Below are 24,632 nucleotides of genomic sequence, written 5' to 3'. Positions count from 1 at the left end.
GCTTATTTGTCCGGTGCATAAAGCCACTTTCTGGGTCAGTTGTACTGACTTTGGTCTTTCTTTGCCGTTCCTTATGAGTTGGCGTCAGGCTTTTTTTCCGGACTTCACCCGGTCTTCATTCACGGCGTTTTCCAACTCGTCCAGATAAGCCCCGGGGAGGACGGGCCGCAAGACATTCTCTGATTTATGCGGATTGGCACTGGCTTTCAGGTGCGTGCTGTCCGTATAGAACACCCGGCCGCTAACAAAACCTCGGTTGATAGCCTGCTCAACGATGCGGTCGAAAATTTGCTGGAAAACATCAGAATGGTTGAACCGGCGTCGGCGGTTCTGGCTGAGGGTTGAGGCATCCGGGACTTTTTCGGTCAACCCGAGTCGCAAAAACCAGCGGTAAGCCAGATTGACCTGAATCTCCTGGACTAACCGGCGTTCGCTGGGGATACCAAATAAATACCCCAGCAGCATCATTTTAATCAGCATGACCGGGTCTATCGCTGGGCGACCATTATTGTGGCAGTACAAAGGGGCAACTAACTCCCGAATAAATTCGAAATCCAGGGCGGCATCGACTTGACGGACTAAATGATGTTGAGGCACAAGCGCATCGAGCGAGAGTGTTTCGGGCGGGAAAGTTTGGGGAGGGGGTATTCTTAACATGGCGGCAAGCTCCGTCGGGTGAACGGAATTTGATTAAATCAAAGTGCCGGATAAAAAACCAGCACTTTGTCAGTAATCTGAGAGCTATAAATAGCTCTTTATTTTTTTGCTTAATTAACGCTTTTTCAAATGTTCCATCAAACGCTTACGTTTACGTAACTGTGTTGCCGTTAATGTGTTTTTCTTACCCGCATACGGGTTAGCCCCTTCTTTAAACTGAATACGAATAGGTGTACCCATCACTTTTAAAGAACGGCGGAAATAATTCATTAAGTAGCGCTTATACGAATCAGGCAAGCCTGTTACCTGATTGCCGTGAATAACAACGATTGGCGGATTATATCCTCCGGCATGAGCATATTTCATTTTAACCCTGCGCCCGCGTATTATTGGTGGCTGATGATCATCTTCAGCCATACGCATAATACGGGTAAGCATGGACGTATTGACACGACGGGTCGCACTTTCATAAGCTTCCAGAATAGAATCAAACAGATTCCCTACTCCGCTGCCATGCAAAGCAGAAATAAAGTGGACACGGGCAAAATCAACAAACCCCAGACGTAAATCCAGCATATCCTTAACATGATCACGGTCTTCCTGAGTCATGCCATCCCATTTGTTCACCGCGATGACTAAGGAGCGGCCGCTGTTAAGAATAAAGCCCAACAGGGAAAGATCCTGATCCGAAATACCTTCACGGGCATCAACCACCAGCATAACGACGTTCGCATCTTCAATTGCCTGAAGTGTTTTGATAACGGAGAATTTCTCTACCGTTTCTGTCACCTTGCCACGTTTACGAACTCCCGCTGTGTCAATCAGCACATATTCACGACCATCACGTTCCATCGGAATGTAGATACTGTCACGGGTCGTACCCGGCATATCGAAGACAACAACGCGCTCTTCACCCAAAATACGGTTAGTCAGCGTGGATTTACCCACATTTGGGCGCCCGACGATAGCTAACTTCAATGGCAGAGTTGTCGGATCGAAGTCATCTTCCTGCTCAGCTTCTTCAGCAGCGTCTTGTTCAGCCTGTTCTAACTCAGCCCAGTAAGCAGCGTTAGCTTCTTCTTCCGTTAATTCAATTTCCTCTGCACCTTCCTCGTCTGCATAGAAAGGCAACAGTGCATGCTCAATCAATTGTGTTACGCCACGTCCATGAGAAGCAGCGATAGAATGTATATCCCCCAATCCCAGAGAATAAAATTCAGCAACAGATGTATCAATATCGATACCGTCAGTCTTATTCGCGACTAAAAACGTCGACTTTTCACGGCTGCGCAAATGCTTTGCAATCGCGTGATCCGCAGGCATCAGCCCGGATCTGGCATCAACCATAAACAGGACAATGTCTGCTTCTTCGATTGCCATCAAAGATTGCGTAGCCATATGTGTTTCTACGCCCTCTTCTGTTCCGTCAATACCACCGGTATCAACGATAATAAATTCTTTCCCTTCAACTTCCGCACGTCCATATTTACGGTCGCGGGTTAAACCGGGAAAATCCGCAACCAATGCATCTCTGGTACGGGTTAAGCGGTTAAATAAAGTAGACTTTCCAACATTGGGGCGCCCAACCAGCGCAACGACAGGTATCATTTTTGATGCCTCATGACTAAATGTAAATCGATATCCCGCAAAAAAAGAGGCGCTTGAAGTTCGTTCACAACAAAATCTTCTTCTCATAACTGCAAGATACTAAAAAGACGACACGGCTCCTGTCATTACAGGAGCCGTGTTCGGATAAAACGCATTAAAATATTTACTGTATATCAGCGTGTATACAGGTAAACTTTACCATCCCTTGCCTGCACCATCAGTTTATCACTGGCGATAACCGGACGGCTTAATAAGCCTGAGCTATCAACCTTATGCTGAGCCATAAACTGACCATCTTCCATATTCAGCCAATGCAGATAACCTTCTCCATCACCCACAACCAGATAGCCGTTATACATTTCCGGGGCAGTCAGATTACGGTGCAACAAATCGTTCTGGGACCAAATGGTTACCCCATCACTTTTACGCAGGGATAAAATACGATCATCCTGATCTACAACAAAAATATTGTTGTCAGTCACAACCATATCATTGACGGAACCAAGATCACGTTTCCAGATTATCTGACCAGAGCGCATATCCATTGCAACCAGATTGCCATTATAGGCAATGGCATAAATGACATTATCAGAAATGACCGGTGTCATATCAACATCATTCAGACGATCAATTTCCGTTGCACCAGTGACCTGAGAGATACGCTGTTGCCAAATAAGTTGCCCCTGTGAAAGCAGCACAGCACTGACACGACCATTATCACCACCGACAATCGCAGCACCATATGCCACAGCGGGAGCTGACTCACCACGGACGGACAACGGAGGCGTATCCATATTGATGGACCAGGCGATAGAGCCATCATTTGCATTCAATGCCTGTAACATCCCATTACCGGTATGAATCAGGATAAGGTTATCACTTAACACCGGACGGGATAACGCTTCACCAGCAACCTGCGTTTCCCACTCAACTTTGCCGGTTGTAGTATCTAATGCGATAACTTTGGCTTTCTCTGTGCCAACATACAGACGATCACCTGATACCGTCAAACCACCGGATAATAACGCAGGCAAACGTGACGACAGAAAACCTGTTTTCTCTGACAGGTCGGTAGACCACAACTCTTTGCCGCTATCTATATCAAATGCTTTGATAATACCATTACGATCGGCAACATAAACAGCAGAGCCTTGCCATGCAGGTGATAAGTGAGAGTAGTAATGACCAACTCCACTTCCAACCGACTTATCCCACACCACATGAGGATTGAATTGGTTTTCAACCTTTGGCAGCGGAGACATTATGACCGTATCCTGTTCACTTGAGCAACCCGCCAGCAGAACAGAAGCAACCAGCCCAACCAGAAGTGTTTTACGCAGTTGCATTAGAGTTGGCTCCCTTAATTGGATAAATTATCTAGTTTAACTTGCATTCTCTCTTTCAAAGCCTGAGCTCCCTGAGATTCCAACCCTCTGGAGTATGCTTCACGCGCACCTGCTATATCACCTTTCTTCGCCAGAATATCACCACGGATATTCTCAGTGATGATTTGCCATCCTTTGCTTTTTACCTGCTCCAGCGTTTTTAGTGCTGCATCAGTTTTATCTTCGGCTAACTGAATGCGGGCCAGACGAATATCTGACAAAGCCTGTATATCCTGATCTTTAGCTTTACCTGTAGCAGTCAGTAAATATTTTTCTGCCTGCGCCAGATCATTCTTATCAGCCACATGTTTTGCCAGTTCCATATCTGCCATCACACCGTAGATATTATTCGTTTCGTTAGCGAATTTCTCTGCGGCTGAGATACCTTCTTTCGAACCTGATGCTAATGACTGGTTCATTTGCTCAAATGCTGTTGCAGTATCTTGTAACTGATTTGTTTGATGAGATTGCCAGTAACGCCAGCCAATAATTGCCCCAATCCCCAGTACTAAGCCAACAGCAATATATTTACCGTTGTTAACGAAAAAACGCTTTATTGCATCAACTTGTTCAGTTTCAGTGGTATAGACTTCCACAGAGTCTCTCCTTAGCCTAACAGTTCGCTCAAACGTGCTGCGATCGTTTGTTGTGGTAATGTTTGTTGCTCACCATTTCGTAAATCTTTCACGGTGACATTACCTGTACTAATTTCATCTTCCCCTAAAAGCAGGGCAATTTTGGCACCGTGCTTACCAGCACGCCCCAGTTGTTTCTTAAAGTTACCGCCACCGTGATTGGTCATCAGGCGTAATTCCGGTAATTCATCACGGATTTTCTCTGCCAGAATCAGTGCTGCCTGCTGACTGCCTTCCCCGAAGGAAGAAAGGTAAACATCTGCAACCGTGAGATCGGCAACAAATTCAGGGTTCACTTCCTGAACCAACAGAATCATGCGTTCCATACCCATGGCAAAGCCGACCGCAGGTGTTGATTTCCCACCCAGTTGCTCAACCAGACCATCATAACGCCCACCGGCACAGACCGTACCCTGCGCACCCAAAGCAGAAGTGACCCATTCAAAAACTGTGCGGTTATAATAGTCAAGACCACGCACCAGACGCTGGTTAATACGATATTGAATACCCGCAGCATCCAGATTCCGGCACAGGCCGTCAAAGTGTTCTTTTGATTCTGCATCAAGATAATCAAACAGAGCCGGGGCATCGTTAAGAAGTGCCTGAACCTCCGGATTTTTAGAATCCAGTACGCGCAATGGGTTAGTATACATGCGACGCAGACAATCTTCGTCCAATTTATCTTTATGCTGCTCAAGGAAAGCAACCAGAGCATCACGATAGTTTGCCCGTGCTTCCAGAGAACCGATGGAATTCAACTCTAGTGTCACATGCTCAGCAATACCCAACTCCCGCCACCAGCGTGCAGTCATCAGGATCATTTCAGCGTCAATATCCGGCCCCTGAAGACCAAACACTTCAGCGCCCAATTGATGAAACTGACGATAACGGCCTTTTTGCGGGCGCTCATAACGGAACATCTGGCCGATGTACCATAAACGCTGTTCCTGATTGTACAGCAGACCATGTTCGATACCGGCACGAACACAACCAGCAGTGTTTTCCGGGCGCAGGGTCAGGCTTTCTCCGTTGCGGTCATTAAATGTATACATTTCTTTTTCGACCACATCAGTCACTTCCCCGATAGCTCGCTTGAATAACGGGGTCTGCTCTACAACCGGTGTTCTGATTTCACTGAAGCCATAACCAGCCAGCACACGTTTTATTGTAGACTCAACACGTTGCCAAATCGCTGTTTCAGCAGGAAGGCAGTCGTTCATGCCACGAATAGCCGAAATGTTTTTTGCCATGTTTTATCTCTTATTAATATTTTTACAATAGAGTCGATTATAAAAGCGAATATTCTCAAGGTTCAATCAGCAAACAAAATAATACCGACTCAAATAACATGAGCCGGTATTGAATTTTACTTTTCGAGCTGATTGATACTGATTCGTTTACTGGCATCAAGGATCGCAGCCTTGGCCCGGATTTTCGCTTCAAGCTGGTCAATCAAATCATTATTATTGAGACGTTCTTTCTGACGAACGCCATCTTCATAAAAACCACTTTTTGTTTTTGCGCCTGTCACGCCCAATGTAGAAACTTCAGCTTCTCCGGGACCATTGACAACACAGCCGATGATGGAAACATCCATCGGAGTGATCAGATCTTCAAGGCGTTGTTCAAGCGCATTGACTGTACCGATAACGTCAAATTCCTGACGGGAGCAGGTCGGGCAGGCAATGAAATTGATACCTCTTGAACGAATGCGCAGTGCTTTCAGAATATCGAAGCCAACTTTAACCTCTTCTACCGGATCTGCCGCCAGAGAGATACGCAAAGTGTCCCCAATACCTTCGGATAACAGCATTCCCAAACCGATTGAAGATTTCACCGCACCAGCACGGGCACCACCGGCTTCGGTAATGCCTAAATGCAGCGGCTGATCAATTTTCTGCGCCAGCAAACGATAGGCACCTACAGCAAGGAAGACATCAGATGCTTTAACACTGACCTTGAACTGGTCAAAGTTAAGGCGGTCAAGAATATCTACATGACGCATAGCCGATTCCACCAAGGCTTCTGGTGTCGGCTCTCCGTATTTTTCCTGTAAATCTTTTTCCAAAGAGCCGCCATTAACCCCAATACGGATTGGTATATTATGATGGCGAGCGCAATCTACAACCTGACGGATCCGCTCTTCATTACCAATATTTCCGGGATTAATACGCAAACAGTCAACACCGTATTCGGCAACTTTTAATGCGATACGATAATCAAAATGGATATCGGCAACTAACGGGACATTGACTTGCTGCTTGATGAGTTTAAAGGCTTCCGCCGCATCCATGGTTGGCACCGAAACACGGACAATATCAACACCTACACGCTCCAGCGATTTGATCTGATTAACAGTCGCTTCAACATCTGTTGTCCGTGTGTTCGTCATTGACTGCACCGCAATAGGTGCATTATCTCCAATAGGTACATTACCGACATAGATACGTGTGGATTTACGTCTTGTTATCGGTGATTCATTATGCATTTTTACATTACTCCCCTACATCCCTGTATTTTATTTATAAAAATTACAACTATGCTGTGGTGAATAATACACATAGACGAACCTGAACCCCAGCTCAACATTCGTCTCAAAGTATGTGCCCAGTAAACGTGTCAAAACCATAAATCCGCTTATGGCAGTGTCAGTCTGGCATTGGTGCCTTTCTTAATAAACGCATCCATATTCACACGTTTTCCCTGAAACTCTACCTCGACCTGAGCAGGTGCCCCGATATTAAGTGAATAAGGTAAAACTCCTGATAATTTCAGGCTATCGCCCTTACTTTTGGTACCACTAAACAGTTTCTTACCGTTGGCATCTTTAATTTCCAGCCAGCATCTGCCTTTGAAATTAAATACCAGTTCATTGCTGTTCGCGACACTGGACTGATTTTCAGTCGTTGATAAGGGAGTTGTTGATACAGGATTCGTTGATGACACAGCGTCTGGCGTGATATTCGTTGTAACTGAATTCTCTGCTCCCTGATTTACAGGAGAAACACCAGTGGAGGCAGTATTACCAGAAGCCGTCAGCGGCTGACTACCCGACTGTGGCACTGAGCTAGTCTGAGTTGATGAAGGAGCACCGGAAGATAATGGCACCTGACTATCTGTAGTTGTACTATTTAATGGTACTTGTACATTCTTCTCTGTTTGAGCTGTACCAGATTGCACTTCTGTCGTATTTAGGGTGGAACTGGCTGTCACAGATTGAGTATCACTCAGTTCACTGGCAGACTTTTGTGCCTGTATATCAGACTGTTCTGTCATTGAAGCCAAGTCTTTTTGCTGAATATTATAATTCTGCCACCACCACACACCTGTCATACCCAATAACACAATAATGACAAGCCATGTGAATTTCATCAGCCAGCCATCACGTTTCTTACGTATTTTTTGGGCAGAAAAGCTCTGCATCTGAGATGTTTTTACTGCCTTATGCTGCATCTGTACATCGATCTTGGCTAAGATCTCAGACTCAGGCACCTGAACAAGTTTCGCATAAGCACGGATATAACCGCGAAAAAATGTGGGTACGATATTGTCAGGAACATTATCTTCTTCAATATCACGAACAGTGGACACTTTAAGACACAAGCGATCTGCCACAGTCTGCTGAGAAAGCTCATGTTTTTCACGAGCTTGACGCAAGATCTGACCCGTTGTCAGATTAGCTTCTTCTGGATGAGTTTCAGTCTTCATTATCTAAGGACACTGGTACTGTTCAGGTTAAAATATTCACACAAGTTAATTGACTATCAGACACAATTTAACTTGTGTAGCGAAATCATTTCATACTGCATAAAACGTAGGCAATCATTTATCACAATTCCTACTTATTGCAATTATTCACCGCAATGGGCATAGAAGCCGGTGTTACTCTTTATAACCAAATTATCTGTGACCAAATTGTCCGAGACCAAATTTTTAGCTTCTTTATACCGTCTTTGTTCACAGAGAAAAACGTAATAATGACCTATTACAGTATCATCTCCTGCTCCGTACTGCATTGCCATTCTGTAGTGACGGTCGGCGGATTCAGGCTGACCCGCATATTGTTCATGCAGCGCCATCCCCAAATGAGCTTGCGGATGACGGGGTTCAGCCAGTAAAACTTTCTGAAAATGAAATCTGGCAGCCGATAAATTACGTTCTGCCAGATATGCCTTCCCTAACTGTAATCGGGTATCTACTGCAACAGCATGAGGAGCCCGGTTCTGAGGATGCTCCGCACAACCTGCCACCAGACTCAAACAAACTATAGACCAAATTATTGATTTCCGTATCATATCATTTTCATTTATAAGGATATGTCAAACTTCGCCAGATTTTTAGCCAATTACAAGAATTGAACAAAAAATTAGACTGTTTTTACCTGAATAGGTTCACCTGCCAGACGTTTTCTCATTGTCCGCTTGGTTCTGTCGATAACTTCGCCAGCTAGCTGTCCACAGGCAGCATCGATATCATCACCTCTGGTTTTACGCACGATGGTAGTAAAGCCATATCCCATCAGTACCTTGGAGAAACGGTCAATCCGGCTGTTGGAGCTACGCCCGTAAGGTGCTCCGGGGAACGGGTTCCAGGGGATCAGGTTGATTTTACTTGGTGTATCTTTCAGGCATTCTGCCAATTGGTGAGCCTGTTCCACGCTGTCATTCACGTGATCGAGCATCACATACTCTACCGTGACCCGTCCCTGATTAGCATTCGACTTAGTCAGATAGCGGCGGACACCAGCCAGAAACTCTTCGATATTGTACTTACGGTTAATCGGTACAATTTCATCACGGATATCGTCAGTGGGTGCATGGAGAGAAATTGCCAGAGCGACGTCGATCATATCACCCAGTTTATCCAGTGCAGGCACTACGCCGGATGTTGACAGGGTTACGCGACGTTTTGACAGGCCAAATCCAAAATCATCCATCATGATTTCCATGGCCGGCACCACATTGTTCAGGTTCAGCAACGGCTCTCCCATGCCCATCATCACCACATTGGTGATTGGGCGGCGACCACTGGATTTCAGCGAACCAATAATTTTAGCTGCGCGCCAGACCTGACCAATAATTTCAGAAACCCGCAGGTTGCGGTTAAAACCCTGCTGGGCAGTAGAGCAAAACTTACATTCTAAAGCGCACCCTACCTGAGATGAGACACACAGTGTCGCCCGGTCATCTTCCGGAATATAAACTGTTTCGACCTGTTGATCGCCAACAGTAATTGCCCACTTGATAGTACCATCCGAAGAACGCTGTTCTTCTGCAACTTCAGGTGCTCTGATTTCAGCAACCTGTTGTAGTTTTGCCCTGAGCACTTTATTGATGTCAGTCATTTGCTCAAAGTCGTCATAGCAATAGTGGTACATCCATTTCATGACCTGATCGGCACGAAAAGGTTTTTCCCCCATTTCAATGAAAAACTGACGCATTTGTTTGCGGTTGAGATCAAGCAGATTAATTTTGCCGCTTGTCTTATCCCGCGTAAAAGTCTTATCAGGTGTGAAAGAAGTGGCAGAAGTTGAACATTGTTCGGCTGTATTAGGTTGGGACATTGTCTGGGACATATTGTTACATCGCCTCGTTGTTACACTTTCGGCTCTGTGCTGATTGTGTTTCAGCACTAAGTTTTCATGCGGTGACTACTGATTCAGTAAACAGACTTCATATTCAATAAATATAACGCAATACATGGTCTCTTTTGCGAAAACATATCCAGCGTTAATCGTTAATTGAAATGAAATAATAAACGCCCCGCTAAGTCAAATCAGCGGGGCGCGACATTGTACAAACTTTACTGTTCAGATGCTACGAGAACTAAACATCCCGACCATCTTTCAGGTCGTCTTTTTGAAGCAACTCGAAACTTATTGAATATTAGCTGCGAGAGAAAACTTCATCATCACTGAAGAAGTAAGCAATTTCACGGTTTGCAGATTCAATGGAATCTGAGCCGTGTACCGCATTTTCAGTAAAACTGTCGGCATAATCAGCACGCAGAGTACCAGCCAGCGCGTTGTCCGGGTTAGTTGCACCCATCAGATCACGGTGACGCTGAACTGCATTTTCACCTTCCAGAACCTGTACCATGATTGGGCCGGATGTCATGAACTCTACCAGACCATCAAAGAAAGGGCGGCCTTTGTGCTCGGCATAAAAACCTTCAGCTTGTTCACGAGTTAAATGCAGCATTTTAGCAGCGATGATTTTAAAACCGGCACTTTCAAAACGAGCATAGATGGAACCGATAACATCTTTCTTCACAGCATTAGGTTTAATAATGGAAAAAGTACGTTCAATCGTCATTGGATAACCCCTTTGGCACTTTCAGCGATGATTCATTTTAATTTTATATTCCCCCTGATAACACAGAAGGACAGAATTTATCCTGTTTTCCTGACAGGAATAAAAATAGGCGTTGATTATAGGAGGAGACTTTCGGCTTGCCTACAAAAAACACAACATTTTATTAAAACATTCTTAGCGAAAATGATAATTTTTTAGCACAAATCACATTTTTGCAGTACAAACCAATTAAAGACGATACGAGTTAAACACATTTTCAGCACTAACTCCTATTTCAGATATCTTACTTTTCTATCGATATGCACTGTCTTATTGATTCATTTTATAAAATAATGCCTATGCAGGCGATAATTTCCCGCATAGGCATTCTGACCAAGATCATTGACTTCGCGCGTTATATCATTATTTAAACAATTTCAGTTACAAAACCGTATCTTTCACACACTGAATAAAAGGCTTAACCTGCTCTTGTCTTTTTTCATCCAGTGGTTTTTTAGTTTCATCAGAAACTTCAAATTGCCCTGTAAACTGCTCATTACTGTCTTTTGTTGTCTTATCAGAAGTACCGATAATGCTAATAGTATATTTATGTCCTTCAGGTAATAAATGGGTGCATTTTTTCAATGCCCCCTGATTAACCACTTCTTTAATTACTATTTTATTATCAATATCTTTTGCTGATGTATCTGCCAAAGAAACGGGTACATAAAATAAACCCAGCAACAAAGCATATGAAACAACTTTCATCTTTATTTCCTCACTGGTTGAATTAACATACAGCTATTAAATAAATTACAACTTACTGACTCAACATCTTAAAAGATCAATATATTCCGAACAGAACAGCAATAAGTTTACTTTAAAACAAAAAATACAATTAATTTTTTGTTTATGACGAAATTTTTGACCTACACCACAAATCGTAACCGGATCAGTTTAATACAAAATTAATTATGCTGATTTGCCCACTCAGATCTAAAACACTAAGCTGATATTTTCCTGACTGTGACAATGTTTTCGTCCACGACTGGTTATTTTCAGTCACGGTAACCTGCTCACCATTCAAAAACCACCATTGCTGTCCCTGACCACCCTGTGTTGCTACCCGCAGATCCAACGTCCGTTGACCGGGCAAGCGAGTCAGAATATCCCCTTCTCGGATACCGGTAATCAATAACGGTGCGTCATCTGTTTTCATTGGCGGGCACTGAGGATTAATTGAAGGAAGACGATTTGCCCGACGCTCTTTCTCTGGTAGCCATGCTTCCAGTGCAATCGGCCATAAAGAGATTGTTTCAGGTCGGGCATCAGGGCAATCAGCAGCAACACGCAAACCGTTTTTATCGACCCATATCTGTTCATGAATACCCGAAATCGATTCCTGCCCCGTAGATGGCAGTGTCGGCGGGATAGTGTTATCCAGAATCCAGCTCAAACGGCGCTGACGGCAGTTGCTGTCTTCCGACCGGAATACCATACCACTCGGCCAGCAAATAACTGCCTGACTGACATTTTCCGGTCGCGGATCAACAGGAATAGGTTGCGAACCATAGCGCAAGTCAGCCATCAATAACCCATGAATCTGGTTCATGATAGGAATTGCTGTAGCATAACCAGACTGCCCTGCTACAGGTGTCCCGTCCGGCCTGCCGACCCAAACACCGATGGTGTATCGGGCATTTAAACCGATTGCCCATGCATCACGATAGCCATAACTCGTGCCTGTTTTCCATGCCAGTGGCACTTCGGCAGGTAAGACATTATCCGGTAGCGGGCGGCTTTCCCCTGCCATAATCCGCCTGACAATCCAGGCTGCTCCCGGAGTAAAAAGCTGCCTGTCCCGCAGTTCCTGCTGTGAAGTAAAGCGTAACGGAGAGACTTTTCCCTGACGGGCAAACGCACTGTAAACAGAAACCAGCTGATCCATACGAACCGAAGTTCCTCCAAGAATCAGCGCCAGATTCGGCTCACTTCCCAGAGGGAAACGCAGCGTCATACCTGCATTACGCAAATTGGCAGTAAACCGTTTCGCGCCATAAGCTTCAAGAAGCTGTACTACCGGCAAGTTTAGTGAACGAGTCAGTGCCTCACTGGCACTGACCGGGCCATTAAATCCACTATCAAAATTTCCCGGCCGATAATTATCGAAACGGCGGGGAACATCCTGTAAAAGAGATTCCGCATGAATAAGGCCATCATCCAGCGCCATTGCATACAGAAAAGGCTTTAATGTCGAACCCGGAGAGCGCCACGCGCTGACCATATCAACATGACCAAAACGGCTGTTATCCTGAAAATCCGCCGAGCCAATATAAGCCTTCACTGTCATATCCGTATGATCGACCACCAGCACACCAATTGATGTTTTTTCCGCTAACTGATATTTCCAGTTAAGTACCATATCTTCCAGTTGGCGCTGCAAACCGGTATCAATAGTGGTTCGGAGGATTTCCTGCTGATTATTGAGAGCCATTCGTCTTGCTAAAAGAGGGGCACGCTGAGGAACCTGACGAGGAGCCAGCCACAGATTTTCTTCCTCAATATCCGCCACTTTTTCTGCTGACCAGACACCATACTGCTTCAATCGCTGCAATACTTTGTCACGGGCAGCCTGAGCACGCTCAGGATAGCGATCCGGCCTTAAACGGCTCGGAGCCTGTGGTAACACTGCCAGTAACGCAGCTTCACCGGATGACAGATCTGACGGCGACTTTCCCAGATAAGCCCAACTTGCCGCCCCTATGCCCTGTAACGTGCCACCAAATGGCGCACGGTTCAGATACATCTCCAGAATCTCGTCTTTCGAATAGTGCCACTCTAATTGCAGAGTACGCCAAAGCTGTTTTAACTTTCCGCTAAAAGTACGTGAATGCGGATCTATCAAACGGGCAACCTGCATAGAGATCGTGCTTCCCCCCGATACGATTTTACCAGCGCGTATATCCTGCCAAGCTGCCCGTAACAACGAGATAGGATTCACTCCCGGATGCTGGTAAAACCAGCGATCTTCGTAAGTTAACAAAGCCTGAATATATTCAGGGGAAACCTGCTCTAGAGTCACGGGATAACGCCAGACCCCTTCGCTATCAGCAAAGCGCCATAAGGGTGAACCGTCAGCGCCTACAACAACACGTGCGGCGGTGACGTCTTTTAATGGTAAAGGCCAAATTTTGTCTGCCAGCCATAAGGTGGTCGGCAGAATAAGTAAGATAGCCAGAATAACCTGGAAAATGCGGGGGAAATATTTTCTCATTGAAACTGAATCCGACAGAAATCAGCCCTTATTATCGGTAATAAGGGCTGAATAGACAAAGAAACTATATCTAAATGGGTACAGTTTCCTCCAATACTTACAGCAGTGAAGCGGATGAAAATGGCTCCTACAGTTAGGTAGTGGTAGGCATTTTGCCTATGGTCAAACTTCAGTCAATACCTACCTGAAGAACTTTGCATATAGTTACGAACTTAGTAGAAAAGGTGCGAAATTACGCCAGCACATTAGCACTGGCCTTTGTCATTATCTCGTTACCCATGTGGGTCAAGTAAATGATGAAGACAAAACGTCAACACGTCCTAGCAAAAAAAACGTAGAGATGATGTCTCCACGGTGAGAGTTATTAGAGCTTTTTATGGCGCGAAGTGGAGGCTTATCCTGCAAAAACCCACCCTACGATATTAATATAACAATCATTATAATCGATTGAACCTCCAAAATCCTCAAAGGCAAGACAATAGGTTCTGCCCAAAACAGGTCTCCCCGAACTTGGCACTATAGTACCTTCATTAAAACTATTATCCAACTTATCAGTATCAGGACATGTGACAATACATGTAAGCTCGCCATCTGGTCCTGAATATAGAAATGTATCAGATTTTTTATTTTGATCGTAAGGATATACAGGCTGTCCGCGGGGTTTGTTCCAACAGATGTTTGCAGCTGGTATTTCAATTGTATATTCATACAAAGCTTGCGTCATAAAATAATACGAAATAAACCATCCACTTTTTATATCCGAAAAAACTATTTTTTTAGACATTGACATAATTAATACCTTTATGGTTATTTTTTAGTATATTTTACATTTCCAACACAATTATCAGCCGTCACAAATATAGTACAACTACCTCCAGACTTACCTTTCAAATTTATATTGAATTGTCCATATTCATCCGTGACCATTGATTGAATCAGACTTTTGTTTGAATTTATTTCAAAAACACTATTTATATTTATAGCTTGATGTATTTTATAATATACGGGCGAATTTTTAATTTCTTTAGAAGTCTTTTCATTGTTAAGTTTAATTGTGATTATTTCATATTCATTACCAATTGACTGACTTCCAACTATTATTGCCTTCGCCCTAGTAACCGGTGAAAAATAAAATTCAACATTATATTTTATATCTCCTGACGACACATTTACTGACGAAATACCACCAATGTCCGAGATTGCACTAAAAATGGCTTGTCCATTTTGATCGGTGAGAACTGAAGATGGTGTAACACATGTTTTATCATTGGAGTTAATATCTATTTTCACACCTGGTAACACTCCACTTTCTTCATCAAATGCGGTGATAAGTACAGAATTTGGCGTATAACCATTGGCCGGTGTACCATTTGCTAAAATTTCGGTTTTTAAAGAGGTGGCTAGCACAGGTGGATATATAGAGGTGGAACTTGAATCTATAATTTTGACCTTGAAAGTATCAGATGGATTGCGATTATCTGCCCAATTGAAAATTGTATAAAAAACCTCATACTCACCAAGAGGAATAGAGGAAAAAGGTATTGAGAATGTATATTCCACTTCATAAATATTATTACACCTAATAATTAGAGGTAGTGAGGATATATATTCATTGAGACTAACAATAATTGTATCATTAATTCTAGGGCATATATATCTAGGTACTTTTATTAGTAGCTCCTTCTTATTAGCGATTTTTGATATATCAATTACATGATCGCAACTTTGCGGCAACCTAGGGGCAGAAGGAGTTGGGTAACTTACACTCATACAATATCCTTTAAAATTAATAATAGATAGTTACTAATAACCATGAAAAATTATTAATAGGAACATGCTTATGATTAATAAGGTTTAGATGTATCAAACGACCTTACAGAAGGTATTGACCTCTTATTCTGAGTAAGACGACTATATTCTATAGTAATCTTTCCTTCACTTGCTTTAGGAGATGTCTTATAGTCTATCAATTTATCGGCAGGAATAGTCATTGTATAATAATTATCTATTATATCCGCCGAATTTATTGGTTCACCTGTAATAATAACCGGGTTAGGTCGTTTGGAGTTTGATTCATCATCACAATATGATATGTATGCTTTAATTGTAATGACATCACCTATTCCAACAGTTATAGCTGATTTATGTTCATCGTGAAGCATTTTAATATTAAGCCCTGTATTTCCAATACTGTCACGATTAATTGGAGTGTCTGCGTTAATATAGTCATCATATTGATCATATATCTCTGGCGGAACCATCACTCCACCTGTAGAATCTGGATCATTATTACCATTACTATTATAATCTATTTCTCTACCAATAGAACCTTCCGGTTGATTATTATTATTTATGGTAATATAACTTATATAATTAACACCATCATGCATATCAGTGTAATTGGCTGGAAACTTATAATATCCATTCTCTTCAATATCTATTTTACCATAACATAGCTGATGATTATAAGGGTTACTCAGATCATCTGTTACAAATCCAATTAAGTAGCTACCAGATGTAATTTTTATACTTCCCAAAACTTCAAATGTAAACTGACTATCTTGATTATCTGGTCTAGTTAGATTACCATTCGATGCTTCCTTAATTTTGGGTGCATCAAGAGTCTGTGATATTCTTGTTGGATTAGTAGAAATAAATAGAACTTGTAATGAATCATAAAAATAATTACCGAATTGCGTTTCAAGACTAACGAAATCATTGAGATGTTTAGTCGCATATATTCTCAGAACAACTGGATCTACTGATGTTTTTGGAATAACATACTCATAATATAGGTATCCATTACTTGGATTAATGGTTTTATAGGGTTTAATTTCAACCTTGTCTTGTGTATATATTCTTACATGGCTTTTAGTAAGAATATGAATATCATAGTTTGGAATTGGATTCTTGTTTACAGTTGGATTAATTGATGCAATAACAAATGGGTTGTTACTTCCTGGAGTAGCTGTAGTATCCACTGGGGCTAAATCGACTAGATAAGATTTTGAAAGCGATAGCTTGCAACTATCTGCATCCAATTTCGGATTATCAATTACTTGATATTGCGCTTCTGTCTTCAGATGATCTGGAGTATTAGCAGAAAACAAAATGCTGCAGTTGCTACTAGTTCCATCTGCCTGAAATATTAATGTTTGGGTGAAATTTCCTCCACTAACGTTGCCTGGCAAGGTGCTTAATAATTTAACACCCGTTAGTTGAGTTGCATTCACTCTTATTTGATCATTAATATTTATTTCACCTGTTATCGTTACAATCACACTAAATGGTTGATCTTTAAAAACATTACTCTTGTTAGGAACTACAGTAAGTTGAGCCATTATATTATCCTTTAAAAGTGTTAGACTTATTCTCAACTGAAAGCCATACCACTATGGTATAGTTGATACCAGTATTTATATTTTTCAGTTAATAGAGGTTTATATTTAAGACTTCAATACACTAATTGTAGAAAATAATAATGCTTTTTAAAAAGATGATTAATTACTATTTATAAAAAAAGATTACATTGAAACAAATAATAGATCAATGTGCATACACAATAGATGTTTATATTTTAAAAAACATCTAATATTCTATTTAATCGACTTTATCATATATAGATATTGAGTAAAATAAAAACAATAATTGCATTCACATGATAAGTGCAATATAAAATCGGTTTAGGTTTGATAGGGCTATACTCAGGATTTAAGGTATGAATGTTCACTTGGGAACCTCTAAAAACTTTTCATAGCGGCCTAACAGAGTAAAATACAAACAGAACACCTCTCTGTAAGGTAATGCCATCATGCTCCTACCTCGTTCTGCTTTGATTGGCAGCCGAATATCATCGTCAGAAAATCGATGAATTAGGCGATCCGCTACTTGCGCTTGATAAATATGTCGATTTTTCGGCACTCACTGAGGCGGTTGACCGCGCGGTGCCCCGCATTGTTTCTCCTAAAGGGGGACGCCCGCCGTTTCCCACGGAAGTGATGGTTCGCATCATTATCCTGAAACACTTCCATAATCTTTCCGATGAAAAGATAGAATATCAATTGATTGACAGAATGAGCTGGCAACGTTTTTGTCGTTTAACCGATGTCATTAATATTCCGGACCGCAACACGATTTGGTGTTTCGAAAAACGTCCCGGACAAGAAGGGGCCAATGCCTTATTTGAAGAAGCCAAACATCAACTCTCCACACAGGGATTCATTCCCCGTGGTGGTCAAATTATCGATGCCACGTTGATACCGGTTCCTAAGCAACACAACAAAAAAGAAGAGAATGCACAAATCCGTCAGGGTAAAACCCCGGATAATTGGACGGAAAACAAACGTTGCCAGAAAGATACGGAGGCCACCTGGACGAAAAAACACGGGAAAAGTTATTTTGGCTACAAACTCACGCTTAATGTCGATGTCAAGTACAAAGTCATTCGTCAGACCGCCACAGGAACCGCCTCTGCCCATGACAGCCAGTATTTTGAAGATGTTTTGGACAGGGCCAATACGAGTCGGGATATTTATGCGGACAAAGGGTATACCAGCCATCAGCGTGAGCAGACACTGAAAGGACAAGGCTATCGTGTCCATATTCAAAGAAAAGCGTCACGAAATAACCCGTTATCAAACTGCCAGAAAGGGCGTAACAAGAAAATCTCGCGAACTCGGGCACGAGTAGAACATATCTTTGGTTCATTCACCCAGATGGGAGAAAAATTCATCCGGACGGTAGGTCAACTGCGGGCTAATTTCACGATGATGTTAATGGTGACCTGCTATTCACCGGCCGGTAAGACATGATGTGCTTGGATTTCTATCCGGCCATGTCCTTGTTCTATTTTACGGGTTTCTCTTTGACTGGCCGCAGAGACCTTTTCTGACAAAGTCTACTTCACTACCCGATGTCATGCCGCTTGGTTTCCTTTGACGGCGAGAAGATAATTCCCGCCTTGCTTGACAATACACTCAGCAATTTTAGTTTGGCAGCCCATGGCATCAATGGTGACGAGACAGCCTTTGATATCCAACAATGCAATGAGTTTGGGGATTGCCTTTATTTCATTGGATTTTTTGTCTGTTTTTAATTGTCACATGACGACGCCATTTTGGGTGGTAAATGCGCTGACCATATGGATGGCTGATTGTCACGCCTTTCGCTCATAATTCCCCGTAACCGCTTGTGTCCACCGAATAAAGCAATGTTGAAACTAGAGTGGGTCGCTTAACTCACCAAAATATTGAGAAAAAGCATCGATATTCATGAGGCAATCAGGGATATCACCTTCTATCTGGGTGGGTATCACAACGACATTCATCCCCGTAGCTTTAATGGGGAAATTTCTCCCGTTGAATATGAAAGACAGTGGGAAGAGGCTAGAAAATTGTCCGAAAGTTCTTGACCGCTACAAACAACCCTGAGCAATGCTTTTGGACACATAACTGAACATAAGTACATTTCATAAGAAGTTTGGCTCTTGGATTCATGGTACAGGACTCAATGCGACAAAACTGGAAAATCGACGGATTTATAAAACTCTTCTAAAGTAATTACTGACTGATAATCATAATTTTTTCCTATACCTACACTTCAAATTGCTGGGTGTTTTTTCAACTAAATGTTCGGGTCATGTAGGAATTCCATCTATGAAGATGTACAGATACGCCATATTATCGATAACCATTAGACTCTCACTATTTTTTTCGGGAATAAATATAAGTGTTAATGTTATAGCGGCTACAAAATGTGGAACTCCGGATACAGTTACCACTATTCCTGATAAAGATATTGAAACAGAGCCTTGTAATCTCGCAGAGAGTGAAAACCTGATCATAGAAAAGGGCGCATCGATTAAAATTCCCGAATATAATCCTACCGGTAACTACGGCCTGAATAGTAGCGCTGTTAATATAGGTAGGGATAATAATCACCCTCCTATTATTTCAGTTGAACAGATTAAAAATAATGGAACTTTAAATGGTTCAAGTGGAGTCATCGTTACTTATAATGGCTATCTTGGAAAGCTAGATAATGATGGAAATATCACTGGAACAAATGGCGCTGTATGGGTTTCTGGTCATCTAGAGAAGTTAAATAATAGTGGTTCAATCAAATCCAGTAGTGATGCTTATGGCTTCCAGTCAATATGGATCGCTAATGCACAAGGCCATGATAACCCAGGTAAATATGGACGTGTCGGTACAATCACTAATCAGAAAAAAGGATTAATTGAGGGAATTTCTGTTGGTGATGCAAGACTAGGCATTCTTGATAACTATGGAAAGCTAACTGGTCTTAATGAGAATATAGGTTCTTTTACCAACGCGCTCATTATTGCAGGAGATACCGAAATAACCAATAATTATGGAACAATAACTAGTATCGGTTATGGTGTTTACATTCAAAGTGGCGGAAACCTCAAAAATCTCAATAATTATAATTATGATGCAGATAGCAAAGGAATCATTGCTGATCAAGATGCCATCCATGTAACCGGCCAAGGCTCTCCCTACGAGAATAAACTCAGAGCATCTAAAATTGGACAAATTACCAATAATTCCATGATTTATGGCAAGCAGAATGGTATTTTTATCGGAGATAAAGGAATTATAGATATCATCGCGAATGAAGTTGGTGGGGAAATAAAGGGAGATAAATTCGCTATAAATAATAGCAGCACCATTACTAACGGAATACACAATTCAGGTTCAATTGTTGGTAATGTTAAACTAGGCAACGCCAGTCTTTATATGTCTGGTTCGAAGGCAATTCTGAATGGCAATGTTACTGGATCTAAAGATTCAGTTGTTACTATTGGGAATAAAGATTCTCCAGCGGAAAGTCTGGACCTTACATTTACTCATGATATGAATGTCGGAATAGTCAAAATATTATCAGGAAATGCATTACGCCTAGGAGACGGGCATAAAACAGGGAGCATTTCTAATAACATTGATAATAAGGGAAGTCTTTATTTCAACTCCAGTGATAAATCGATTTATGACCACACTATAAGCGGGACAGGCCCCATTCACCAGATAGGTAGTGGTACAACTATCTTGACAAATACAAATACCTATATGGGTGAGACAAACATCGAATCAGGCACTTTGCAACTGGGTAATAAAGGAACTACAGGGAGCATTGATAATACGGCCAAAGTAGTAATCGGGCAGAAAGGAATACTGGCCTTCGACCATTCAGTTAACGTCACGTTTGGCAGTAATATTGAAGGGGAGGGTTCCCTTCGCCAGCAAGGTTCGGGGGATCTGACCCTGACCGGCAATATAACCACCGCTAAACCGATCAACGTGGCCACCGGTAAACTGCGGTTTGGCGATGGGACGACTATTGGTAAGCTTTCGCTCGCCGGAATTGAAAATCAGGGGGCGGTTACTGTTTCCGGCGCAGATGACAGTGAAGTCATGCTCGATGGCGAGATAATCGGCACGGGGACGCTGGACATCACGGGGGGAAAAGCGATTTTAACCGGTGACAACCCCTATTCTGGCCTGACCACCATTGGTCATGGCGCAATATTACAACTCGGCAATGGTGGCACCACCGGAAACCTGATCCGCAGCAACATTTTAAATAACGGTACGCTGACTTTTCACCATACTAACAATATGATCTATTCCAATGTCATCTCTGGCGAGGGCGGCATAGAGCAAACCGGCACAGGGATCACCATTCTGAACAGCCAGAATACGTATACCGGGACGACACGGATCAAGGCGGGCACGTTACAGTTTGATACTTGGAACAGCATGCCGGGTAAGCGATCCGTTGAAGTCGGAGCGGACAGTACACTGGTGCTCAATCTGAATGGCGTCAACCGCTTTGACGGGGTGATTTCTGGCCGTGGTCATCTTGAGAAAATGGGAACGGGCGTGACCACCCTGCTCTCGGATTCCTCTGCCTTTACAGGATCAACCCACGTAGAGGGAGGGGCTTTTGTCGTTGACGGCCAGCTAGGCACCACTGCATCGACCTTCCACGTTAAAGACGGCGGAACGGTTAGTGGCGCGGGTGTCATTGGTGGCACAACGACCATTGAGAATGGTGGTCACCTAACCAGCACACAGGGCACTACGCTGACCGTTGGCAATGACTTGATTCTTAATGAGGATGCCAACGTAGACATTGCACTGGGTGCGCAGGAAACGTCTGCGCCGACCTTATTTAATATTCGTCGCAACCTGACACTGGCAGGAACACTGAATGTCACGGATCTCGGCGGGTTCGCCGCCGGTGAATACGATATCTTCCATTACGGCGGGGCCTTAACAAATAAGGGCATGACATTCACTAGCGGGGAGCCGGGGGCACTCTATCTGGATACCCGCAGAGACAAAACAGTTTATCTGATTAATACCGGTGGCATGGCCTTGAATTATTGGGATGGCGGTAACGCCAGCAAGCACAATAATGGTGTGATTAATGGGGGGAATGGTGTTTGGCAGGTCGGTGGACCGGATAACTGGACGTCAGTAATAGGGAAACCCAATACCGGTTGGCTGAATACCGACCAGTTCGCCATCTTCTCCGGCGCTGCCGGCACGATACAGGTCGATAATCGTGGGGGCAATGTCACGGTCAAGGGCATGCAGTTCAGTACGGAGGGTTATACCATTACCGGTTCCCCTCTAACGTTGGAAAATGACAAGACAGGCAGTGCCAAAATCCGGGTCGGAACGGGTAAGAAATCAACGGAGGGTAGTGTTGCTACGATTAAAGTCCCCTTGATAGGCTCGGCGACACTGGAAACCACGGATTACGGCACTCTGGTTTTGACCGGAGAAAATAATTACACGGGAAACACGAAAGTCACGCGGGGCACACTCCAGATTGGCAATGGCGGTACTCACGGCAGTATTACCAGTCACGTAGTGACCGGCAGTGAAGGGACGCTGCTTTTTAACCGGGCAGATAACGTCACTTTTGGCGGCAATATTGAAGGCAAGGGAAAACTTGTTCAAAACGGTAAAAGCACATTAGCGCTGGCAGGTGCTAACAGTTATACAGGCACAACAGAAGTTCGGAAAGGGACGCTTCGTCAAGGTACAAAAGGTGCTTTCAGTACCGCGTCATCTTATATCGTCGGCCAGCATGGTACGCTTGATATGGGCGAATTTAATACGACCCTTTCTGCTTTAAATAACAGTGGTAACGTGTTATTTGGCAGGGAAGGTAACACTACCGGACGCACGCTGACAATTTCAGGTAATTATCACGGCAATGATGGTACGGTGAATTTATCAACTGTGTTAGAGGGAGATAATTCAAAAACTGATCGGCTTGTGGTGAAGGGTAACACATCCGGCACCACACATCTTACCATCAAAAATGTTGGTGGCACAGGCGCACCAACGAAAGAAGGTATTAAGATTGTTGACGTAAAAGGCGCCTCAGACGGTACGTTCAATTTAGTGGGGGATTATCATTATAGAGGCGTGCCAACCGTTGTAGGCGGTGCCTATGCCTACCGTCTTTATAAGAATGGCACTGATAATTCTGATGGAAACTGGTATCTTCGTTCATCGTTGACCAACCCAACGCCAACACCTGAACCGAAACCAAAACCAAACCCAAAACCAAAACCAAAACCAAAACCTGAACGACTTTATCAGGCGGGTGTCAGTGTTTACGAGATTTATGGACGGGTTTTACAGACGCTGAACACACCTGAATCCTTGCGTAACCGATTTGGTAATAGTGAAGCCAAGCTACAGGACATGGGTCATCTCAGGACTACTGCGGAGAATGCTGACAATATTCCTGATGGAATATGGGAACAGATAACTGTCTCTCACGGTAAATTATCACCACACATCACAACATCTGAAACCGATAATATTACTTATAATATGGTCCGTGCTCAGATTGGCGTGGATAAACGCTTTTATGAAAGCGGGCAAGGTGCTGTGAACGGCGGATTTTTCCTGCAATATGCAAATATTGATGCTAATGCAGGCTCTGTGCATGGTGAAGGTAACATCCGCGCAAATGGCTATACGCTGGGAATAACCAGCACATGGCGTGACAATAATGGACTGTATTTAGATGGGTTAGCTCAACTCACTTACTTTCATAATGACCTTCATTCAAAAACAGCCAACCAGAGTCTGGGAAATGGTAAATCCGCTCTCGGATATGCATTAAGTCTGGAAGCCGGACAGCAAATTAACCTGACCCCGGTATGGTCACTGACTCCACAGGCGCAATTGGTTTATTCTTCCATCAATATGAAGGATTTTGATGACAGGTTTGGTGCAAGAATCCACTTTGATCAAAGCAGAATTCTGAAATTACGTGTAGGAGCAACCATAGACTACAACCAAAAATGGAGCGATAAGCAGAGTAAGAATGAGAAATCTTCTAATCTTTATGGTCTTTTCAACCTCCGTCAGGAGATTCTGGGACGTAATGACGTTGTTGATGTGGTGAATGTTCCTTTTCATGGCAGAGATGACCTCACTTGGGGGGAAACGGGTGTCGGGGGTTCTTACAGCTGGGATAATCGCAATTCTTTCATCTATGGTCAGACTTCCATCAATACCAGCCTGAATAATTTTGCAGACAGTTATGAGCTGAGTGCAAAAATTGGCATAAAGGTCATGTGGTGATTAAATTAGTGCCACAGGAATAAGTATCCCTAGCATAGCCGTAATACCGCTCGCTTAAGCACGAGCGGTTCTCTTTTTATAAGGGTAATGTGACACTTTGCAGAGCACTTGCCTTTGGTTCAATTGGCCTCTTCGCTTTTGTC

At 43.2% G+C, this 24,632-nt stretch carries 16 protein-coding genes and 2 pseudogenes; 2 read left to right on the top strand and 16 right to left on the bottom strand.

The genetic code is table 11. The features are described from left to right. The 15 genes and pseudogenes from AACX38_RS00885 to AACX38_RS00815 all read right to left on the bottom strand — a co-directional run. Positions 1 to 657, bottom strand: a pseudogene (locus tag AACX38_RS00885) (transposase); the annotation flags it as partial. 114 nt (positions 658 to 771) lie between these two features. Further along, complete coding sequence (gene der / locus AACX38_RS00880; RefSeq protein ID WP_228863368.1) at positions 772 to 2,265, bottom strand: ribosome biogenesis GTPase Der; 1,494 nt, start codon at positions 2,263 to 2,265, stop codon at positions 772 to 774. Positions 2,266 to 2,438: 173 nt separating this feature from the next. Next, entirely contained in the window at positions 2,439 to 3,611 is a 1,173-nt protein-coding gene (gene bamB / locus AACX38_RS00875) for an outer membrane protein assembly factor BamB (RefSeq protein ID WP_228863367.1), read from the bottom strand. A gap of 14 nt (positions 3,612 to 3,625) precedes the next feature. Next, positions 3,626 to 4,246, bottom strand: coding sequence for a YfgM family protein (locus AACX38_RS00870; RefSeq protein WP_099121857.1), 621 nt, complete (start codon positions 4,244 to 4,246; stop codon positions 3,626 to 3,628). Positions 4,247 to 4,257: 11 nt separating this feature from the next. Next, positions 4,258 to 5,535, bottom strand: coding sequence for a histidine--tRNA ligase (gene hisS, locus AACX38_RS00865; RefSeq protein ID WP_099121858.1), 1,278 nt, complete (start codon positions 5,533 to 5,535; stop codon positions 4,258 to 4,260). A gap of 116 nt (positions 5,536 to 5,651) precedes the next feature. After that, the gene (ispG, locus tag AACX38_RS00860; protein WP_099121859.1) at positions 5,652 to 6,773 is read right to left on the bottom strand and encodes a flavodoxin-dependent (E)-4-hydroxy-3-methylbut-2-enyl-diphosphate synthase; all 1,122 of its coding nucleotides are present in this window, start codon (positions 6,771 to 6,773) and stop codon (positions 5,652 to 5,654) included. Positions 6,774 to 6,922: 149 nt separating this feature from the next. Beyond that, positions 6,923 to 7,993 (bottom strand): cytoskeleton protein RodZ, encoded by a 1,071-nt coding sequence (gene rodZ / locus AACX38_RS00855; RefSeq protein ID WP_228863366.1) that lies wholly within the window; start codon positions 7,991 to 7,993, stop codon positions 6,923 to 6,925. Between the two features lie 143 nt (positions 7,994 to 8,136). Further along, entirely contained in the window at positions 8,137 to 8,580 is a 444-nt protein-coding gene (locus AACX38_RS00850; protein ID WP_228863365.1) for a fimbrial assembly protein, read from the bottom strand. Positions 8,581 to 8,651: 71 nt separating this feature from the next. After that, on the bottom strand, positions 8,652 to 9,848 hold the full coding sequence (locus AACX38_RS00845) for a bifunctional tRNA (adenosine(37)-C2)-methyltransferase TrmG/ribosomal RNA large subunit methyltransferase RlmN (protein WP_099121952.1): 1,197 nt from the start codon (positions 9,846 to 9,848) through the stop codon (positions 8,652 to 8,654). 322 nt (positions 9,849 to 10,170) lie between these two features. Next, complete coding sequence (gene ndk / locus AACX38_RS00840) at positions 10,171 to 10,599, bottom strand: nucleoside-diphosphate kinase (protein ID WP_086956086.1); 429 nt, start codon at positions 10,597 to 10,599, stop codon at positions 10,171 to 10,173. A gap of 420 nt (positions 10,600 to 11,019) precedes the next feature. Then, entirely contained in the window at positions 11,020 to 11,346 is a 327-nt protein-coding gene (locus tag AACX38_RS00835) for a hypothetical protein (RefSeq protein WP_228863364.1), read from the bottom strand. A gap of 184 nt (positions 11,347 to 11,530) precedes the next feature. Beyond that, positions 11,531 to 13,852: a peptidoglycan glycosyltransferase PbpC gene (gene pbpC, locus AACX38_RS00830; RefSeq protein WP_228863363.1), complete on the bottom strand. Its 2,322-nt coding sequence runs from the start codon at positions 13,850 to 13,852 to the stop codon at positions 11,531 to 11,533. A gap of 394 nt (positions 13,853 to 14,246) precedes the next feature. Beyond that, positions 14,247 to 14,642, bottom strand: coding sequence for a hypothetical protein (locus tag AACX38_RS00825; RefSeq protein ID WP_228863362.1), 396 nt, complete (start codon positions 14,640 to 14,642; stop codon positions 14,247 to 14,249). A gap of 17 nt (positions 14,643 to 14,659) precedes the next feature. Then, on the bottom strand, positions 14,660 to 15,622 hold the full coding sequence (locus AACX38_RS00820; protein WP_228863361.1) for an Ig-like domain-containing protein: 963 nt from the start codon (positions 15,620 to 15,622) through the stop codon (positions 14,660 to 14,662). Between the two features lie 74 nt (positions 15,623 to 15,696). After that, the gene (locus AACX38_RS00815) at positions 15,697 to 17,193 is read right to left on the bottom strand and encodes a hypothetical protein (RefSeq protein ID WP_228863360.1); all 1,497 of its coding nucleotides are present in this window, start codon (positions 17,191 to 17,193) and stop codon (positions 15,697 to 15,699) included. Between the two features lie 495 nt (positions 17,194 to 17,688). Between AACX38_RS00815 and AACX38_RS00810 the strand changes: the two genes are divergently transcribed. Then, on the top strand, positions 17,689 to 18,663 hold the full coding sequence (locus tag AACX38_RS00810) for an IS5 family transposase (protein ID WP_228863359.1): 975 nt from the start codon (positions 17,689 to 17,691) through the stop codon (positions 18,661 to 18,663). A gap of 113 nt (positions 18,664 to 18,776) precedes the next feature. On the opposite strand, the pseudogene AACX38_RS00805 reads toward AACX38_RS00810, so the two are convergent. Continuing rightward, a pseudogene (locus AACX38_RS00805) lies at positions 18,777 to 19,007 on the bottom strand (ISAs1 family transposase); the annotation flags it as partial. A 499-nt stretch (positions 19,008 to 19,506) separates the two neighbouring features. On the opposite strand from AACX38_RS00805, the gene AACX38_RS00800 reads away from it, so the two are divergent. Then, positions 19,507 to 24,489: an autotransporter outer membrane beta-barrel domain-containing protein gene (locus tag AACX38_RS00800; protein WP_228863358.1), complete on the top strand. Its 4,983-nt coding sequence runs from the start codon at positions 19,507 to 19,509 to the stop codon at positions 24,487 to 24,489. The last annotated feature ends 143 nt before the right edge of the window (positions 24,490 to 24,632 follow it).

It is taken from the genome of Xenorhabdus sp. PB30.3, assembly GCF_963895965.1.
GTDB classification, from domain to species: domain Bacteria; phylum Pseudomonadota; class Gammaproteobacteria; order Enterobacterales; family Enterobacteriaceae; genus Xenorhabdus; species Xenorhabdus stockiae.
This window is presented reverse-complemented; position numbering and strand designations above follow the sequence as displayed.

Coding starts and splice junctions, on each gene's coding strand:
- pbpC (WP_228863363.1), bottom strand. CDS start 13,852: ATGAGAAAATATTTCCCCCGCATTTTCCAGGTTATTCTGGCTATCTTA.
- AACX38_RS00835 (WP_228863364.1), bottom strand. CDS start 11,346: ATGAAAGTTGTTTCATATGCTTTGTTGCTGGGTTTATTTTATGTACCC.
- AACX38_RS00800 (WP_228863358.1), top strand. CDS start 19,507: ATGAAGATGTACAGATACGCCATATTATCGATAACCATTAGACTCTCA.
- rodZ (WP_228863366.1), bottom strand. CDS start 7,993: ATGAAGACTGAAACTCATCCAGAAGAAGCTAATCTGACAACGGGTCAG.
- AACX38_RS00825 (WP_228863362.1), bottom strand. CDS start 14,642: ATGTCAATGTCTAAAAAAATAGTTTTTTCGGATATAAAAAGTGGATGG.
- ndk (WP_086956086.1), bottom strand. CDS start 10,599: ATGACGATTGAACGTACTTTTTCCATTATTAAACCTAATGCTGTGAAG.
- AACX38_RS00850 (WP_228863365.1), bottom strand. CDS start 8,580: ATGATACGGAAATCAATAATTTGGTCTATAGTTTGTTTGAGTCTGGTG.
- der (WP_228863368.1), bottom strand. CDS start 2,265: ATGATACCTGTCGTTGCGCTGGTTGGGCGCCCCAATGTTGGAAAGTCT.
- bamB (WP_228863367.1), bottom strand. CDS start 3,611: ATGCAACTGCGTAAAACACTTCTGGTTGGGCTGGTTGCTTCTGTTCTG.
- ispG (WP_099121859.1), bottom strand. CDS start 6,773: ATGCATAATGAATCACCGATAACAAGACGTAAATCCACACGTATCTAT.
- AACX38_RS00820 (WP_228863361.1), bottom strand. CDS start 15,622: ATGAGTGTAAGTTACCCAACTCCTTCTGCCCCTAGGTTGCCGCAAAGT.
- hisS (WP_099121858.1), bottom strand. CDS start 5,535: ATGGCAAAAAACATTTCGGCTATTCGTGGCATGAACGACTGCCTTCCT.
- AACX38_RS00845 (WP_099121952.1), bottom strand. CDS start 9,848: ATGTCCCAACCTAATACAGCCGAACAATGTTCAACTTCTGCCACTTCT.
- AACX38_RS00815 (WP_228863360.1), bottom strand. CDS start 17,193: ATGGCTCAACTTACTGTAGTTCCTAACAAGAGTAATGTTTTTAAAGAT.